Here is a 15,767-nt window from a genome sequence, read left to right on the forward strand (position 1 = left end):
TCCGGACTTGGGACACCAACGGCAACCAGCTGCGTGTCTTACTCGGCCACACTGGTCCAGTGTGGGCGGTGGCGATCGCCCCAGACGGTACCTGGCTAGCCAGCACCTCCCAGGATGGCACCATCCGGACTTGGGACACCAACGGCAACCAGCTGCGTGTCTTACTCGGCCACACTGGTCCAGTGTGGGCGGTGGCGATCGCCCCAGACGGTACCTGGCTGGCCAGCACCTCTGCCGATGGCACCATCCGGATTTGGGACACCGACGGCAGCCAACGCACCGTCCTATCCGGCCACACCGGTTCAGTAAGGGCGGTGGCGATCGCCCCAGACGGTACCTGGCTAGCCAGCGCCTCCACTGACGACACAATTCGAATCTGGGATATCGACAGCAATCGCCAATGCATTGCAGCAGCGCGTCCTGGGGGCGCATTGCTTGACGTATGTTGGTATGGATTCAGCACTATAGCCGTTGGTGGAGCCAGCGGCGTCTACATGTTCACGCTTTCGGTCTCATGTGACACAAATTTATGAAGTCACCTGGTGATGCATACTCTTTGATAGCAATGATATTTTTATATTATTCGCATATGCCGATATAAGATTCCAGCGCTTACCGCGGAATCCAGTTGGCGCTTAGCACTACAGCCGCACTTTGAGGCTGGTGTGAGCTTTGTCTGCTCATGACCTGTCTCAGGGCAAGAGAACGGCGCGGCAGGTCTGGATCACGAGGTCATCGACCAGAGGGGGCGGCGGCTTTCCGCCGAGGAGATGCCGTCGTACGGCCCCGTAAGGCACATCGACCAGCGCGAACACCACCCGCTCTCGCTCATGGCGGCCGGCGGACGCCGTTATCGCGCTCGCTACCTGGGCATTGAGATCGGCCAGCTCCCCTCCCAGCTCAACGGGCCACCGCGAAACCAGATCCGCCGGGCGATGGAGCAGGAGCACGCGGGCCTCGGCGAGATGCTCGCGACACCAGCGTGGCGTGTGGACCGCCGCTCGCTCCAGATCTCCCGCGGCCAGCGCATCCAGGAACCCTTCCTGAAATCGCCGGATGCCGCGCATCCACAGTCGGGCCAGCAGCAGATCGCGGGACGGGAATCGGTGATAGATCGAGCCGACCGGCGCCCCCAAACGCATCGCGATCGCCGCCACAGTGGTCCCCGCAGGCCCGTCTTCGGCCACAACCTGCAGTGCTGCGTCGAGGACCTGCTCCTCGGTGAACCTGGCCGATCTTCCCACAGGTTCCCTCCCATGATATTAGTTGACACGTTCTAGAATGTATCCACTAAAAGGAGAGACGTGTCCCCCCTTGTCAAGAGCCTCTACCGCGCCTTGCAAGAGCGCGATGTTGACGCGCTTATGCAGTTACTGCATCCGGACTTCGAAGGACACGTCGCTCCGGGCATGCCGTATGGCGTTGGCGGCGTCCATCACGGCCCTCAATCGATGATTTTCGGCGTATGGGGCGAGATAGCCAAGAACTATCAGACCGCCCCCTACGACGAGACCTGCGAGGAGACCACCGACGGCGGGGTCCTCGTCACCGGCCACTATCGGGGTACGGCCAACTCCACTGGCCGCCCCTACGAGGCCGAGTTCGCACATCTATGGCGAGTCGACAACGGAAAGATCGTCTGGCTGCACCAGTACACCGATACCGCCAAGTGGCACGAGGCCCTTGCCCCAGCATGACGCGCTCAGAGTGTGCGATGTCCGCGACTACGTGATCGACCACCTGGGCATCGCCGACGGGGTCTAGTGTCCTGCGCCGGAAATTCGGGACTGTACGGGAGTGGTCCAGCGCAAGATCGCCGAATCGCCTCGGTGGTCACCCGAGAGATGGCGGCGCATCGCCGCCATCCACGGCAACAAGCTGGCCGACGGGCCGCCTCGCACCGAACCCCCGTCCCACGAAGCCGAGAGGGGGTCCGCGTGAACCCGGCCCCCCTCCTTCGCCCCTGACATCCTGGCCGCGACCAACCGGCGCCGTGAACGCGCCCGGATCCGCAGCGAGAGGGCATCCACCGAGGCGAACGCCCTCTCACATCCGAGCCTGGCCGCCGACTCGGCCGACGTTTCCGCTCACAGCACCGGCGAACGCCCTGTCATCCGAGGTGGCGGGCTCCTTTACGGGTCCGGCTCCCGCGACGCCCCTGCGGTCGCGATGGTCAGGCGGCCTGCCCGCGGGCGACGTAGAGCTTCATGTCGGTGAAGTCGAGGGTGATGGTGTTGGGCTTGTGGAAGCTGTGGAAGAAGACGGCCGGCACGTCGAACCCGTCGGGGGCGAGCGGCGCGTCCGGGTTCGTGAAGCAGTAGATGTCGTCGGCGGCGACGTCGCCGAGGCGCATCTCCTTCGGGTAGCAGGGGTAGGCGACGGCCGGGTGACTGCCGGCAAACGTCTCGACCGGGCGGTCGCGGTCGACGCGGACCTGCAACTGCTTGGCCGTTTCCTTTTTCACGATTCCGGCGACCTCGCTGTGTCCGCCGAAGAGCACGCCCACCACCCCTGTGCCGGAGCCGGCGGCACCGGCGATACTGCCCCTGCTGTGGAGCCCGTGCTCGCGGGCCATCCACATCGGCAAGGGATCGGCACCTGCCCGTTTGGCGGTGGCGCGTGCCTTACCGGCCGTTTCGGGGGTCCGACGCCGCAGGATCAGCTGCCGGCCCGCGTAGTCGAAGGTGGTCAGCAGGTGGTAGAAGACCCACATGCCGATCATGCCGTCGTTGTCGGTGCTGACATCTCCGCCCGACTCCGTCGTCGACCAGCTCACGGGGACGTTGCGCAGTTCGATGCCGCCCAGCCTGAACGAGTCCAGAACCCCGTAGTGTGCCCATACGACGCCGTCCAGGAAATCCATCTTCTCGCTGACGACGGGGCTCAGACCGGCCTCCTTGGCCACCTTCGCCGACACCTGCAGCGACGGGGCGCCGGTGTAGAACGTGAAGCGCTTCGTCGATCCGCCGTTGACCGAGGCCTCCACCAGCGGCTCCGGGTCCATCTGCTTCCAGGGCAGCTGCGCGGTGCTGCCGTGGACCTGGTACGGCTTGCCGGAGAACGCCGCGAACCATTTGGCGTAGGTCTCCTCGCCGGCGACTCGCCAGTGCGGTGCCGAAAGGGAGAGCTTGTCCTGCCGGATGTAGCAGTCGGCCAGGAGCCGGTTGGCCTGCTTGTCTCCGGGTGCCAGCTCGACGGCCATCTTGAGATACCTCTCGGCGTCGGGGAACCGGTTTGCCAGCAGCCCCACGTAGCCGCGCTGGCGAGCCGCGTGCACGTTCCCGGGGTCCTTTCTCAGGATCTCCTCGTACGCGCGACCGGCCTGCTCGAACCTCCCGGCCTTGAACAACACGTCCGCGTCACCGCCACCGGCCTTGAACAACACGTCCGTGTCACCGACGCCGGCCACCGCCGTGGCCGCCTTGTCGAGCAGCGGCACCGTCGCGGCCGCACCGGCCAGCACGGCGGCACCCCGCAACAGCGAACGCCGGTCCCATTGCCTGTCATCAGTCATGCCTTCTCCTATTCGTGATCATCTTCGCCGTGACGTTCCGCCTGGCGGACGGGCACAGCGGCTCCGGCCGGTCCACCTCGCCCTACTTGACCCGGCCGGTTCGGCTCGCCCCGCTTGACCCGGCCGGTTCGGCTCGCCCCGCTTGACGAGGACGACGCCGAGTCGCCGGGCCCACCCGGGCCGCACCGCATTGGCCCCATCCGGGCGACCCTGGATCGGTGGCCGCGCTCCGGGCCGGGACCGCTGAACGGCCGATCCGTCCGGCTTCGACCAGCCAACCGGTACGGCCACCGTGCCGCGGTCCGCCTCCGGCTCAGCCGGACATACGGCCTGCTCGGAGGCTCGCCCGGACGTCCGGCGCCCGGACATACGGCCTGCCCGGGCACGGCGTCCCGTCCACGTTCTCGTCCGCGGTGAACAGTTCGGGTCAAGACCGGCTCAAGGCCCTCCCCCACGGCCTGGTCGTTTCTGATCGACAACACTCACGACACGCCGCCGGGTCTCGCCGCACCCTCGGTGACCGGCCCGCGGCTCGCCCGTCGACGCCACCCACTGTCTCCGAGCCGTGTCCACGCCCCGTCCGTGCCGTGTCATGGTCGTGTCACGGCCGCGTCGGCGGCCGTCGAGAGACCACGGGATGCGGCAGCCGACGCGCACACCCGGCACCGATCATGGTCGGTGACGAAAGCGCATGGCCACGGTGACCATGGGACCACGCTCGGGCAGTTACCTGGTCTCCCTACGCGACGGCTCCGGCCCTCAGCCGGTGAGAAGCGAGCATCCCGAACAGGTGGTCGCCCTGATCGTGGCTGCCCGGGAGGCGTGACCGTGCACGGCTGGGTCATCCTGGGTGATGCGGTCACCAAGCGAGTCAACGGCCAAGAGATCATCATCACGGCCGGTAAGTCGGGTGACCTGGGAATGGCCATCAGGGCTTGGGAGGACAACGAACGTCACCGGATGGCGCACGAACTGGGAAACCTCGGTCGCCTGGTCAATGACGCGTCGGACCGGCTACGGCAGGCCGGGGACAGCTGATGGAGACCGTGAGCTGTCAGGGTCTGGAGTCACGGCGGTGGCCGCTCGTCTCTGCGTGGTCGATTCAAGAATTTTTACAGCGGACCGCGCGGAGCTTGCCCGTCAGTTCCTCCTCGCCGTCACCATCGCGAAGGTGAGGAACTCGCCGGCGTCGGCGGCGAGCAGGTCGATCACCGCCTGGCGATTGTGTTGTGGACCGGCCCAGTCGCCTGTGTGCTCGGCCACCGCCTGTGTCCATAGCAGCCAGTCCCGCCAGCCGTCTTCCTGCAGTCGTGCCGATGTGACGGTCACGAGTTCGGTGACTTCCCACTGAAAGCGCCACCACTCGGCGGTGTGCCAGGCGATCGGCTCCCAGCCGAACAGTTCCTTGATGCGCTCCGGGATCGCCCCGAGTTCCCGGACCTCCCGGGTCATTCCCGGCGTCGCCACGCCGAGTTGGCCGCCAGGCCGCAGGAACCCCACGAGGTACGGCAGGTACCACTCAGAGGTGCCGAAATACTCGAATGCGTCGATGCTCACAATGGCGTCGAAGCTGTCCTTCCCGAACGGCAGGTTGTGCGCCTCGGCCCGCACGGCGGTCACCTGGCCGGAAACGCCGGCGTCAGCGAACACGGCCGCTGCCTCATCCGGTGCGATCCACCAATCGGCCGCCACGACCTGGACGCCGTACTCGCGGGCCAGGAACACCGACGTCGCCCCCTTGCCGGAGCCCAGGTCCAGGACCTGCATTCCCGGGCGCAGGTCAAGATCGCGGGCCAGGTCCTCCAGCAGCCACAACGGGTTCGGCCCCATGTCCAGGTCGAGCAGCCAGGCCGGGTCGTACCGGGACGAGCGCGGATACCGATCCGGGCGGGCAAGCTCATCGAAGATTGTCACGGATACCGATCCAAGCTGGTCACATGCGGGCATGCAATCCCTTTGCTCACCCCGCCGACAAGGACCTGCCGGCGACAGCGAAGGTAGGTCGCTCTCGCTGTTGGTAACCATGTCATCCGGTGGCAATCCGACCCGAAGGGTTCTGCTGGCAGAGGTTGCGGAAAAGCATTATCGCCACGCGGACGAGATCGTGGAAATCCCGATCTAAAGCGATCTGGAGGCCTCTCACAATTAATGCAAGGCCCTCCTCAAGTTGTTCTTATTCACTTGGCAACTGGCCATCGACAACGCAGCCGGCGGCCAAGTCCACCGAGTGGACCTCAGGGTTGGCACGAGCAAGCGTGCGCCCGACGTCCTTCGAACGCCGCCTGCCGGTGACCGGGCTCGCGCTCGACGTGCGGCGGGGTCTGTCTCCCCTTGCGACAAGCGGCGTAACCAGTTGCCGCGGTGCCCATCACCGTCGACGGCCCACGCCGGTGTCGAGATGAGCCGTCGATTCGACATTCTCGAATGCCCGGTGAGGAATCCATCGATCAGCCAGGAAAGTCCACGAATCGAAACCCTTGACAAGGTGTCTCGCATTTATCAAGGCTGTGATCAGGTACCAGATCGAAGAGGATTCGAGTTATTCGAATGGCGACGACAGTAATGCCGACGACGAAAAAGTCGTCGAGTACGACCAAGGCGTTCGAGCTGCTGGAGACGGTGGCCTCCGCCGGCACAGCGGGTGCGAGCCCGTACGATCTGACAGCCGCGTCCCATGTCGCGGTCAGCACGGCCCACCGCTACGCCGCATCCCTGCTTGAGCTCGGCGTCCTGGAGAAGGACGGCGGCGGCCGGTACCGGCTCGTCGACATCACGGTGACCAAGAAGAACACGATCGACCACCCCGACCGGCCCAGCCGATTCGCGTACGGGGCCACGCAGATCGAAGCCGAGATCCCTTACACGGTGTTCAAGGACAGCCCGTCTGCGGACATGTGCCCGGCAGGTTCTTCTCCCCGATGGTCCTCCAGCCGCACCGGACGGGCTCGTGGACGGAGTCCTTGGCGCCGGCGCTTGGGCTCGCCGACGTCACCGACGCCACCGCCGACGGCGCCGCGCACGTCGGGTTCGCCCAAGGCGGGTTCGCCCACGACGACGAAGGAAGCGCAATGAGAGCAACAACTCGCAATCGCGGACGTCGCTCGGCCGTGGCGGCCCTGAGCGTGGTCACCCTGGGGGCATCTCTGGTCCTCGCCGCGATGCCGGCCGCCGCGACGCCGGCCGCCGCGGACGGGCCCAGCGCCTCGATCATCTTGGGCGAGCTCAACGAGGAGAACGGCCTCCGCCAGATCGAGCAGGGTGACGGCACGACCGCACCTGTGACGGTCGGCGGGCTGAGCGCACGCGCGACCGTGCAGACCTCGGCACCGGCGGAACACATGTATTTCCAGGTCGACGACGCGATCGCCTTCGATGGCGCGTTCGTCGCGTGCCTGCAGGTCGAGTACTTCGACGAGGGCGGGGCCACGTTCCGCGTCCAGTACGACTCGACCAGCAGCGCGTACGGCTCGACGGGTTCGGTGAACCGCACCGGGTCGAACACGTGGAAGACGGCGGGCTTCGAGCTGATGGACGCCCGGTTCGCCAACCGCGAGAACGGCGGCGCCGACTTCCGCGTCGAGGCAGGCACGGCCGGGGTGACCTTGCACAGCGTGAAGTTGACGATCATCCAGAACGACGACGGCGTGACCCCGCCGTGCGCGGCCGCCTCGCCCGAGCCGGAACCCGTCCCCCCGCGCTGGAAGCTCAAGTATGTCGAGCAGTTCGGGAAGCCGATCCGCACTGAGGCCAGCCCGTGGGTGCTCGACGACTACAGCGAGCCGGTCGACGACTTCAACGACGACAACGGCGACCTCTACCGCCTTCAGCTCGGTCCCGAGTTCGACGCGGCGATGGCGACCATGCGGACCTACCGGCAGGAGACCGAGTTCGGCCGGGACGGCTGGCTCACGGCGTCCCTCTCCGCGCGCGAGAGCGGCGGGCGGGTCGACGACAGCTACACCGACACTGCCGAACGTCCGTCGATCACGACGGAGTCGCTGAAGAACGCGGGCTCCGTCGCCAAGATCACCGTGCCCAACCACACAGGTGGCGCGATCATCCGCAACACCGAGCCGCTGCCGAAGTACTACCGCATCGAGTACGACCTCAAGACGCTCGACTTCGGCGGCTTGCGTGACGGCTCGCTGTTCTACGACGGCAAGTACAACGGGTACGCCCTCGGGGAGTGCAAGACGTTCTACCCCTGGGTCGGCGACCCGAACGACATCGAACCGGCCGATCCCTGCGCCACACGCTCCGTGCGGGAGGACAGCAACGAGGCGTACAACGCGTTCCACTTCATGTCGATCCTGGACTTCCCGGCGATGCCCCGGAACCTGGCGATGTACCACTGGCACCGCAAGGTGCTGATGGACCAGTTCAGCCCGGCCCCGTCCCGGAACACGGACGGCTACGACGTCTGCGACTCGCGGACCGGCGAGAAGTACCCCTGGGACGAGAGCAACCGCACCACGGTGAACATGCTCTACTTCACGGGTTCGCTCGGCCAGTCGCAGACGTTCGTGACGAGCTGCGACCGTCGGCCGGTTTCCGGAGTGCAGAAGTCGGCCGTGGAACTGCAGCCCGAGCTGATGCCCAAGCAGGACTACACGTTCGCCATCGAGCGTACCGAGGCGGGTTACACGCTCGAGGTCAGCGGCAACTTCAAGAACGTCGGCGAACAGACCTACCGGTTCACCCGGGGCTTCATCGACGACGACGCCGGCGTGGTCGGGGCGAACGTCCCGATCTTCCACTACAACGTGGACGCCGAGGAGTACGACGGCCAGTTCAACACGTCGCACACCGCGCGGGGCGCGTTCGGCTCCAAGACGTGGGACAACCAGTGGCCGGCCGGCTCGGCCTACCCCGACTACTTCGTCATCGGTGAGCCGTACACGAACGTCGGTGAGGGCCAGGCCCGCATCGACAACATCCGGCTGTACGTGCCGAAGAAGTAGGCACGGGAAGGCCACGGCCGAACTGACGCAGCCGCGCCCCTGGGACCTCAGACCGCACCCGGGGGCGCGGCCCGCGCTCCGAGTTCACGCGATCCTTCATCTCGAGTCTTCGATCAGTTCGAATCATCGTCAACCAAAGTTGCGTTGACAGCCTGACCGAAGAGCGGCCCCCTGTCCAGGAAGCCGTCACCCTCTACCAGGAGCCGGCGCGATCTGAGCCCGAGCTGTATGGCGCGACGTACGAAAGGCTGACGGGGAAACCGATCGGCATGGCGATGGAGGCCAAGAAGGAGACCTCCTGGCTCACTCCAGCGGGGCGGGACGCTTACCCGTCGCGGAGACGTCCCACAGACGTCCCACAGACGTCCCACAGACGTCCTTGACGATGTTCCACCGTCCCGTTCGGCTTCCCGAGCTTGCCCAGCGCCTTTCGCTTCTCATCCAGGGCGAGGCGGGCGTTGATCGTCATGGTGACCTCGACATCCGACGCCGGTTGCCGCACGGAACCCTGGAGACCAGTCACCACAACCGGCTTTGGGCTCGATCCGGTTCATCCGAGCGTTCCGCACCCTGCTGTGCCTTTGACCCAGTAGGCCTGGTGCAGGCGGCATGCCATGTTCGGGTACTGCAACCGGACGTGGTCGCCGACCGCTGTCTCCGGTCCCCGTGCTACCCGACTTTCGTCGGTACCGGTTCGTTCGCCGCACCAGAACGATGGAGCCATGACTGATTTCCGGACTGCCCGGCGATTGTCCTGCCCAGAGGTCTTCGGCGAGCCGGGCGGCGTGCTTTCGCGGATGCTGTCGTGCATCGCGCTGACGGTCGGGCTCACCCTGCTCGTGGCACCGCCGGTCACCGCCCAGGACGGCCCGGTCGACACCGTGGCGATCGATCGATACGTCACGGCGTACTTGAACCGCAACGGCATCCCGGGTGCCGCGGTCGCCGTGGTGTCCCGCAAGGGTGTCGTGCACGTCGCGGGCTACGGCCGCGGCTCCGACGGCGCCGACGTCACGGGGGACACGGCGTTTCCCGTGGCCTCGGTGAGCAAGTCCTTCACCGCCGTGGCGGTGCTGCGGCTCGTCGAGCAGGGCACCGTACGGTTGGACGACCCGGTCGTGACGTACCTGCCCGAGTTCGCCATGGCCGATCCACGCGCCCGGCAGATCACGGTGCGAAACCTGCTGGACCAGACCTCCGGGCTCGACGACCGCCGCGCGCCCGCCGATCCGGCCGAGTCGTTGCGGCGACGGGTGTCCCAACTGGCCGACGCCGGCCTCCTGTTCGCACCCGGCGAGCGCTTCCGGTACGACAACCTCAACTCCGAAGTGGCCGCCCGGCTGGTGGAGGTCGTTTCCGGACGGCCGTTCGCCTCGTTCATGGCCGAGGAGGTGTTCGGTCCGTTGGGGATGCGGGCCAGCACCACCGTGGACACCGCGGCTCGGTTTCCTCGCTCCGGGCACGTCCGGGTCTTCGGGACGGCGGTCCCGGCGCCGGCACCGGCGGCGTTCGTCAACGGGTCGCAGGGGGTCGTGACGACCGCCGCGGACATGGCCCGCTGGTTGAGCGCGCATCTCAACCAGGGCGTCGGGCCTGACGGCGGGCGGGTCCTGTCGGCCGAGTCGATCCACGTCGCCCACACGCCCACCGCGCGTAGCCCGGAGTACGTGATGGGGTGGATCGCGGACGATCCCGGCGAGCTGTCGCACAGCGGCGGCAACGCCACGTTCATGGCCGAGCAGACGCTGCTTCTGCGGGACGGGTACGGGATCGCGGTCATGGTGGACGTCGGCATGACCGCGACGGCGGCGGACGCCGACGCCATCGTCGATGGGCTGGTGACGATACTCGGCGGAGGGAGCGCGGCCGCCGGTGTTCCCGTCTCGCTGGTCACCGACGTCGTGTTCGGAGTCCTGACCCTCATCGTCGTCGTTCTCGGAACGCGGGGAGTACGGCGTGCCCGGCGGTGGGCCGCTGCCCGGCGCCGGATGGGCACGGCCGCCGTCCGGCTGCTGCCGTACCTGGTTCCAGGAGCTGTCTCGGTGACCTTGCCCGTACTGGCGACGGCGCTGTACACCCGGCGGACAGGATGGGACGCGCTCGCCTACGGCGTTCCCGCAGTGCTGATGTGGCTGGGGGTCTCCACCGTCGTCGCGTTGGCCGTGGTGACAGTCCGGGTGCGGGCGCTGGTCGCGTCGCGCTCGGTCCCGGTGTCGTCGAGCCGAGCTCGGGATGCGACCATCGTCGGTTCCGGATCCCACGCCGAGTGAGGAGAATTGGCCGGTGATCGCCATCGAGGACCTGATGAAGCGCGGCCGCAAGGGCCGCACCGTGCGCCGGCGACCGTGGGGGAACACCGGTATCGGCTGGATGCTCGCCGTGCTGGGCACGGTCCAGGTGGTTCTCGCGGGCTGGGTCCTGACGGCGGGGAGCGTCGCGCTCCTCGTGCTCGGCGAACTGCTCATCGCAGCACTCAGCGTCCTCGTCCTGATGTACCGCCGCTATCTGCGGTATCGCCGCTCGTTCGAGTCGGACCTCGCCCGGCGAGCCAGGGCCCGCGAACGCGGTGAGCTCGCCGGGGAACTGCACGACGTGCTCGGCCACGAGCTCAGTCTCATCGCGCTGCGTGCCGGAGCGCTGCAGGTGACGAGCACGGGCGCGGCGTCCGAGCAGGCCGCAGCGGTCCGCGCGCAGGTCGAGCAGGCGGTTCTGCAACTGCGGCAGACCGTCCGGTTGCTACGTCCCGACGACGACGTCCCAGAAGTCGCCCCGCCCTCCGGATGGCATCTCGCGGGGCTGATCGCCCGGGCCCGCGACGCGGGCGCCACCATCGCGGTGGACGGGGAGCTCGGCGACGTTCCGGCTCCGGTCCGGTTGACGGCCTACCGGGTGGTTCAGGAATGCGTCACCAACGCGGCGAAGCACTCCCCGGGCGCACCGGTCGGCATCCGCCTCACCGTGGAGGGCGATTCCCAGCTGGTCACCGTGACCACGGCGGGGGATGCCGGCGAGGACACCGGCGGCTGGTCCGGCCTGGCCCGGTTGGAGCGACGCGTGCGAGCCCTCAACGGCGAGCTGTCGGTCCGCGGTGCCGACGGCACACGCGTGACGTTCGCCCGCATCCCCTTCCCTGGCTCGTCCTACGACAACGCGCCGCCGGCAGACGACCCGCCGGCCCGGCGGCCCGGCGCCGCCACGCTGCGCTGGGTGTTCTTGCCGGCACTTGGCGCCATCGGCGCGCTACTCGCCTTCCACACCTGGGCGACGTACGCGACGGTGGTCGAACGGGAGCGGTTCGCCGGCCTGGCGGCCGGGCAGCCGGTCGCCTCCGCGAAGGACCTACCGCGACGGCAGGCGCCGGTCCGCCTTCTCATCCCGGCCGACCCGATCCCCGCGTCCTGGCGTTGCCGCTACTTCACCGACGGGAACTTCCCTCTGGGCATCGCCACGTTCCAGATCTGCGACGACGGTGAAACCCTCACCCGCGTGCACGACCTGCGCAGAGGGCCCTGGCGATGATCCGGGTGCTCATCGTGGACGACGATCCCGACGTCCGGGCCGGACTTCGGACGATCTTGACCAGCGACGGTTCGGTACAGCTCGTGGGCGAGGCGACCGACGGGCACCAAGCTGTGGAACAGGTGAATCGCTGCGTACCGGATGTCGTCCTGCTCGACATCCGGATGCCCGGCGGTGACGGCCTCACGGCCGCGGCCGAGATCCGTCGCCGGTGGCCGGGGCAGCGCATCATCGTGCTCACGACCTTCGGAGAGACCGAATACGTCCGTCGCGCCGTGAGTCTGGGGGTGAACGGGTTCCTGCTGAAGGTAGGGGATCCACGCGACCTGCTCGCCGGTCTGCGGTCGGTCATGGCAGGCGGGGCGTGCCTGGCGCCGACCGTCGCCGCCATGGTCATCAACGATGCCCGGTCGGCCGCGGGCCGGCGCGAAGTCGTGAACACCGCCGGGCGAATCCTCGCGGGCTTACCCCCGCGAGAACGCGATGTCCTCCACCTGGTCGCCGAAGGACGGTCCAACGCGGAGATCGGCGAAACGCTGCACCTGAGCGAAGCGACAGTCAAGGGCTACTTGAGCTCGGCCTTCGCACGGCTCGGCGTGCGAAACCGGGTCGAGGCGGCCTTGCTCGTCTGGCAGGCCAGGTGAGGCGGCGGGCCGGTCGGCCGGCGACGGCCTCCCGAGTATTCGACGGCGACCTTGTTCACCACCTGCCTTCGGTCCTGGCCCGGGCACGATCCGCGACCACGCCCGCGGCTGAGCGCCGACACGACCAGGCCCACGGTCAGCGGTGCTGGAAAGTGGTCCGCAGCCGGTAACGCTCGCCGCTGTAGCGCACCGTGGACAGCAGGACCGGCCGCTGGTCGCGCCCGTAGATCGTCTGGTCCAGAACCAGCACGGAGGCCCGCGGCTCGATCTCGAGGTGAAGGGCGAGCCGCTCGTCGGCGTCCCTGGCCTCGATGCTCACCTCGGACCGGTCGAGGTACACCCCGTGTTCCCTGAGCGCCTCGAACAGCGAAGACTGCGCGAAGTCGACGTCGTCCAGGCCCGGTAGCGCCGAGGTGACGACCAGAGTGTGATCCACGGCGATGCGCACGTCGTTGAGGAGCCTGATGCGCTCCAGTTCCAGCAGCGGGCTGCCGGCCGGGATGTCGAGGCGCTCGGCCTCGTCCAGGGTCGCCGGCCGCACCTCCTGAGTGAGTACGACGGAGCTGGGCCGCATGTTCTTGCGGCGCGCCGTCACCGTGAAGGACTCCAGGTCCTTGGGCCAGTCACGGGCCACGACCGGTGCGGCGACGAACCAGCCGCGGCCGTGGGAGGCGGTCACGACCCCTTGCTCGACCAGGTGCGTGAGCGCTTTCCTGAGCGTGACCCGGGAGACGTCGAGCCGGACGCAGAGCTCGCGCTCGGGCGGCAGCTTCGTTCCCGCGCGCAGACCGCGGTGCTCGATCTCGCCGACGATCAGGCCGGCGGTCTGCGCCCACAACGGGTCCGGGCCGGTGTCTCGCACGAATCACCCTCCTTGATCACGTACGAGAATACCACCGCCGCGACATTGAATACCAATACGTACCACCATTGACCAACTACATACCACCGGCTACTTTTGCCCGAAAACCACAGGAGGACTCATGGGCAAGCTCAAGCTCGGTGTGGCGGGCGTCGCCGCTCTGGCACTGGCGACCGCGTGCGGCGGCGGCCAGGCGCCGTCGCAGGAGCAGGCGACGACCACGCTCACCCTGCAGACCAACTGGACCAGCGGCGGCACCGAGAGCGTCCCGCTGAAGAAGGCGCTGGCCGACTTCACCGCCAAGACCGGGATCCAGGTCAAGGTGCTGGAGAACGGCGACGACCTCAACCAGGTCTACGAGACCGCCCTGCTGGCCGGCCAGGAGGCCGACGTGCTGCTGGTGGGACTGCTGGAAAAGCAGCTGGACTGGGTGAAGAACGGCGCGGTCGTGCCCACCGAGGAGTACGTGCAGGCCTGGGGACTGGGCGAGGCGATCCCCGCCGAGTCGCTGGCCGACTGGAAGGATGCCGAAGGGCACCTGCGCGGCCTGCCGTACGCGGGATTCACCTGGCCCTGGTGGTACAACAAGACCCTGTTCGACAAGCACGGCATCGCCCTTCCGCAGACCACTGAAGACCTCTTCGCCGCGACGAAGAAGCTGCGCGCGCAGGGCGTGGGCGGCGTGGCCATCGGCGGCAACGACTGGTCCGGGCAGAAGGTCTTCATGCAGTACCTGGAGACCTACCTCGACGCGCCCTCGGCCAAGAAGGTCTTCGCCGAGGGCGGCACCTGCGCCAGCCCGGACGCCATGAAGGGCATCGAGCTGTTCGTCCGGACGCGTGAGGCCGGGGTCTTCGTCGACGGCGTCGAGGGTCTGACCGCCGACCAGGCCACCGCCCTCTACCAGGAGGGCAGGGCGGCGATCGCGCCCATCGGCTCGTGGTCCTTCTCCAGCATGGACGAGGCGCTGGCCAAGGGCACCGTGCTGGGTGGCATGCCCGTCGCCGCAGGCGGCACCTACGCCAAGCCCAACGCCTTCCGCGGCTCCACCTCCGCCGGATGGTGGATCAGCCCCAACGGCAAGAAGAAGATCGACACCGTCAAGAAGCTGATCCAGTACATGTACTCGCCCGAGGTGCTGGACCACATGGCCACCGACGGCGGCGTGGTGATGGCGACCAACACCACCGTGGACCCGGCCAAGCTCGGCTCCCCGCTCCTGCGGCAGTCCTACACGACCTTCTCCAAGAGCGTGGACTTCGCCGTCATGCCCGACCTCTACGTCCCCGCCGATGTCGGCAACCCGCTCTACCGGGCGACCTCGATCGCCTACACCAAGGGCAACGACGCCCGGAAGATCTGCGCCGCGGTCGACGAGGTCTACCGGGCGGCGCAGTGAGGAAGCTCGGTCTCACGCTGCCCGCGCTGGCCTGGTTCCTGGTCTTCACGGTCGGCCCGCTGGCCAGCCTGTTCTATTTCTCGCTCACCGACTGGCGCGGGCTGATCGCGCCGCGCACCTTCGTCGGCGGGCGGAACTTCGAGCGGCTGGCCGGCGATCCGGTCGTCCACCAGGCCGTGATCAACACGCTGGTGCAGCTGGTGGTCTCGCTGCCCATCGTGATCGCCGGGGCCTTCATGATCGCCTACTACCTGTCGCTGCGGCCGCGCGGGCACCGCTTCATCAGGGCGGTGATGTTCACCCCCGTCCTGCTGTCCGCGCCCGCGCTGGCGATGGTCTTCGTGGGCGTCTTCGCACCCTCCGGCCTGGTCAACGGCTTCCTCGGCATGCTCGGCCTGGACGGGGCGATCAAGCCGTGGCTGGCGGACAGCTCGACCGCCTCCGTCGCCATCATGGTGGTCATCGTCTGGTCGTCGATGTCGGTCTCGGCCGTCATGCTCGCCGCACGGCTCAACAACGTCCCGTCCGAGGTGTTCGAGGCCGCCTCGCTCGACGGCTGCGGCCACTGGCGGCGCATGTGGTCGATCGCCTGGCCGATATGCCGCGACTTCGTCGGCGTGGTGACCATGCTCCAGTTCCTGTGGACGCTGTTCTCCTCCGCCGCGGTCGTGCTGCTGCTGACCCGTGGCGGGCCGGGCACCACCACGGTGAACCTGTCCTTCCTGGTCTACGACTACGCCTTCAACCAGTCGAAGGTCGGCTACAGCCAGGCCATCGCGGTGCTGCTGTTCGCGGTCGGCGTGCTCGGCCTCATCGGCATCCGCCGGCTGTTTCGCCAGAACTACTGAAAGTCCGGCAGGACTACGGA

The 15,767-nt window shown here is 67.7% G+C and carries 14 protein-coding genes and 1 pseudogene; 11 read left to right on the forward strand and 4 right to left on the reverse strand.

Annotation, left to right across the window (positions count from 1 at the left end; genetic code table 11):
* Nucleotides 1-533 (forward strand): annotated as a pseudogene (locus AB0G15_RS34950) (WD40 repeat domain-containing protein); the annotation flags it as partial.
* 159 nt (nucleotides 534-692) lie between these two features.
* On the opposite strand, the gene AB0G15_RS34955 reads toward AB0G15_RS34950, so the two are convergent.
* The gene (locus AB0G15_RS34955; protein WP_362848333.1) at nucleotides 693-1,244 is read right to left on the reverse strand and encodes a TetR/AcrR family transcriptional regulator; all 552 of its coding nucleotides are present in this window, start codon (nucleotides 1,242-1,244) and stop codon (nucleotides 693-695) included.
* A gap of 60 nt (nucleotides 1,245-1,304) precedes the next feature.
* On the opposite strand from AB0G15_RS34955, the gene AB0G15_RS34960 reads away from it, so the two are divergent.
* On the forward strand, nucleotides 1,305-1,697 hold the full coding sequence (locus AB0G15_RS34960; protein ID WP_362848336.1) for a nuclear transport factor 2 family protein: 393 nt from the start codon (nucleotides 1,305-1,307) through the stop codon (nucleotides 1,695-1,697).
* 476 nt (nucleotides 1,698-2,173) lie between these two features.
* Here the strand turns inward: AB0G15_RS34960 and AB0G15_RS34965 are convergent, their stop codons facing one another.
* Nucleotides 2,174-3,514 carry an aspartyl protease family protein gene (locus AB0G15_RS34965; protein ID WP_362848339.1) on the reverse strand — a complete coding sequence of 447 codons (1,341 nt, stop codon included), beginning with the start codon at nucleotides 3,512-3,514 and terminating at the stop codon, nucleotides 2,174-2,176.
* A 691-nt stretch (nucleotides 3,515-4,205) separates the two neighbouring features.
* Between AB0G15_RS34965 and AB0G15_RS34970 the strand changes: the two genes are divergently transcribed.
* Together AB0G15_RS34970 and AB0G15_RS34975 are read left to right on the forward strand one after the other, a co-directional pair.
* Entirely contained in the window at nucleotides 4,206-4,340 is a 135-nt protein-coding gene (locus tag AB0G15_RS34970) for a hypothetical protein (RefSeq protein WP_362848342.1), read from the forward strand.
* Nucleotides 4,337-4,552 (forward strand): hypothetical protein, encoded by a 216-nt coding sequence (locus tag AB0G15_RS34975; protein ID WP_362848345.1) that lies wholly within the window; start codon nucleotides 4,337-4,339, stop codon nucleotides 4,550-4,552. The genes AB0G15_RS34970 and AB0G15_RS34975 overlap by 4 nt, the downstream gene beginning before the upstream one ends.
* Nucleotides 4,553-4,654: 102 nt before the next feature.
* Here the strand turns inward: AB0G15_RS34975 and AB0G15_RS34980 are convergent, their stop codons facing one another.
* Nucleotides 4,655-5,428 (reverse strand): methyltransferase domain-containing protein, encoded by a 774-nt coding sequence (locus AB0G15_RS34980; protein ID WP_362848347.1) that lies wholly within the window; start codon nucleotides 5,426-5,428, stop codon nucleotides 4,655-4,657.
* Between the two features lie 633 nt (nucleotides 5,429-6,061).
* On the opposite strand from AB0G15_RS34980, the gene AB0G15_RS34985 reads away from it, so the two are divergent.
* The 5 genes from AB0G15_RS34985 (at nucleotide 6,062) to AB0G15_RS35005 (ending at nucleotide 12,638) form a co-directional block, all read left to right on the forward strand.
* Complete coding sequence (locus AB0G15_RS34985; RefSeq protein WP_362848350.1) at nucleotides 6,062-6,586, forward strand: helix-turn-helix domain-containing protein; 525 nt, start codon at nucleotides 6,062-6,064, stop codon at nucleotides 6,584-6,586.
* Nucleotides 6,583-8,475 carry a hypothetical protein gene (locus tag AB0G15_RS34990; RefSeq protein WP_362848353.1) on the forward strand — a complete coding sequence of 631 codons (1,893 nt, stop codon included), beginning with the start codon at nucleotides 6,583-6,585 and terminating at the stop codon, nucleotides 8,473-8,475. The genes AB0G15_RS34985 and AB0G15_RS34990 overlap by 4 nt, the downstream gene beginning before the upstream one ends.
* Nucleotides 8,476-9,197: 722 nt before the next feature.
* Nucleotides 9,198-10,745 (forward strand): serine hydrolase domain-containing protein, encoded by a 1,548-nt coding sequence (locus AB0G15_RS34995; protein WP_362848355.1) that lies wholly within the window; start codon nucleotides 9,198-9,200, stop codon nucleotides 10,743-10,745.
* Nucleotides 10,746-10,758: 13 nt separating this feature from the next.
* Nucleotides 10,759-11,994 (forward strand): histidine kinase, encoded by a 1,236-nt coding sequence (locus tag AB0G15_RS35000; protein WP_362848358.1) that lies wholly within the window; start codon nucleotides 10,759-10,761, stop codon nucleotides 11,992-11,994.
* Nucleotides 11,991-12,638: a response regulator transcription factor gene (locus AB0G15_RS35005; RefSeq protein ID WP_362848361.1), complete on the forward strand. Its 648-nt coding sequence runs from the start codon at nucleotides 11,991-11,993 to the stop codon at nucleotides 12,636-12,638. The genes AB0G15_RS35000 and AB0G15_RS35005 overlap by 4 nt, the downstream gene beginning before the upstream one ends.
* A 136-nt stretch (nucleotides 12,639-12,774) precedes the next feature.
* Here AB0G15_RS35005 and AB0G15_RS35010 read toward each other — a convergent pair whose 3' ends face one another.
* Nucleotides 12,775-13,500 (reverse strand): GntR family transcriptional regulator, encoded by a 726-nt coding sequence (locus AB0G15_RS35010; protein WP_362848364.1) that lies wholly within the window; start codon nucleotides 13,498-13,500, stop codon nucleotides 12,775-12,777.
* A gap of 121 nt (nucleotides 13,501-13,621) precedes the next feature.
* Between AB0G15_RS35010 and AB0G15_RS35015 the strand changes: the two genes are divergently transcribed.
* Nucleotides 13,622-14,899 (forward strand): extracellular solute-binding protein, encoded by a 1,278-nt coding sequence (locus AB0G15_RS35015; protein ID WP_362848367.1) that lies wholly within the window; start codon nucleotides 13,622-13,624, stop codon nucleotides 14,897-14,899.
* Nucleotides 14,896-15,747: a sugar ABC transporter permease gene (locus AB0G15_RS35020; protein WP_362848370.1), complete on the forward strand. Its 852-nt coding sequence runs from the start codon at nucleotides 14,896-14,898 to the stop codon at nucleotides 15,745-15,747. Before AB0G15_RS35015 ends, AB0G15_RS35020 begins: the two co-directional genes overlap by 4 nt.
* The last annotated feature ends 20 nt before the right edge of the window (nucleotides 15,748-15,767 follow it).

The sequence above is a fragment of the Streptosporangium sp. NPDC023825 genome (genome assembly GCF_040639575.1).
Classification (GTDB): domain Bacteria; phylum Actinomycetota; class Actinomycetes; order Streptosporangiales; family Streptosporangiaceae; genus Streptosporangium.

What these genes read in the sequence shown, in the direction of transcription:
- AB0G15_RS34965 (WP_362848339.1), bottom strand. Translation starts at nt 3,514, where the DNA reads ATGACTGATGACAGGCAATGGGACCGGCGTTCGCTGTTGCGGGGTGCC.
- AB0G15_RS34970 (WP_362848342.1), top strand. Translation starts at nt 4,206, where the DNA reads ATGGCCACGGTGACCATGGGACCACGCTCGGGCAGTTACCTGGTCTCC.
- AB0G15_RS34985 (WP_362848350.1), top strand. Translation starts at nt 6,062, where the DNA reads ATGGCGACGACAGTAATGCCGACGACGAAAAAGTCGTCGAGTACGACC.
- AB0G15_RS34990 (WP_362848353.1), top strand. Translation starts at nt 6,583, where the DNA reads ATGAGAGCAACAACTCGCAATCGCGGACGTCGCTCGGCCGTGGCGGCC.
- AB0G15_RS34995 (WP_362848355.1), top strand. Translation starts at nt 9,198, where the DNA reads ATGACTGATTTCCGGACTGCCCGGCGATTGTCCTGCCCAGAGGTCTTC.
- AB0G15_RS35005 (WP_362848361.1), top strand. Translation starts at nt 11,991, where the DNA reads ATGATCCGGGTGCTCATCGTGGACGACGATCCCGACGTCCGGGCCGGA.
- AB0G15_RS35015 (WP_362848367.1), top strand. Translation starts at nt 13,622, where the DNA reads ATGGGCAAGCTCAAGCTCGGTGTGGCGGGCGTCGCCGCTCTGGCACTG.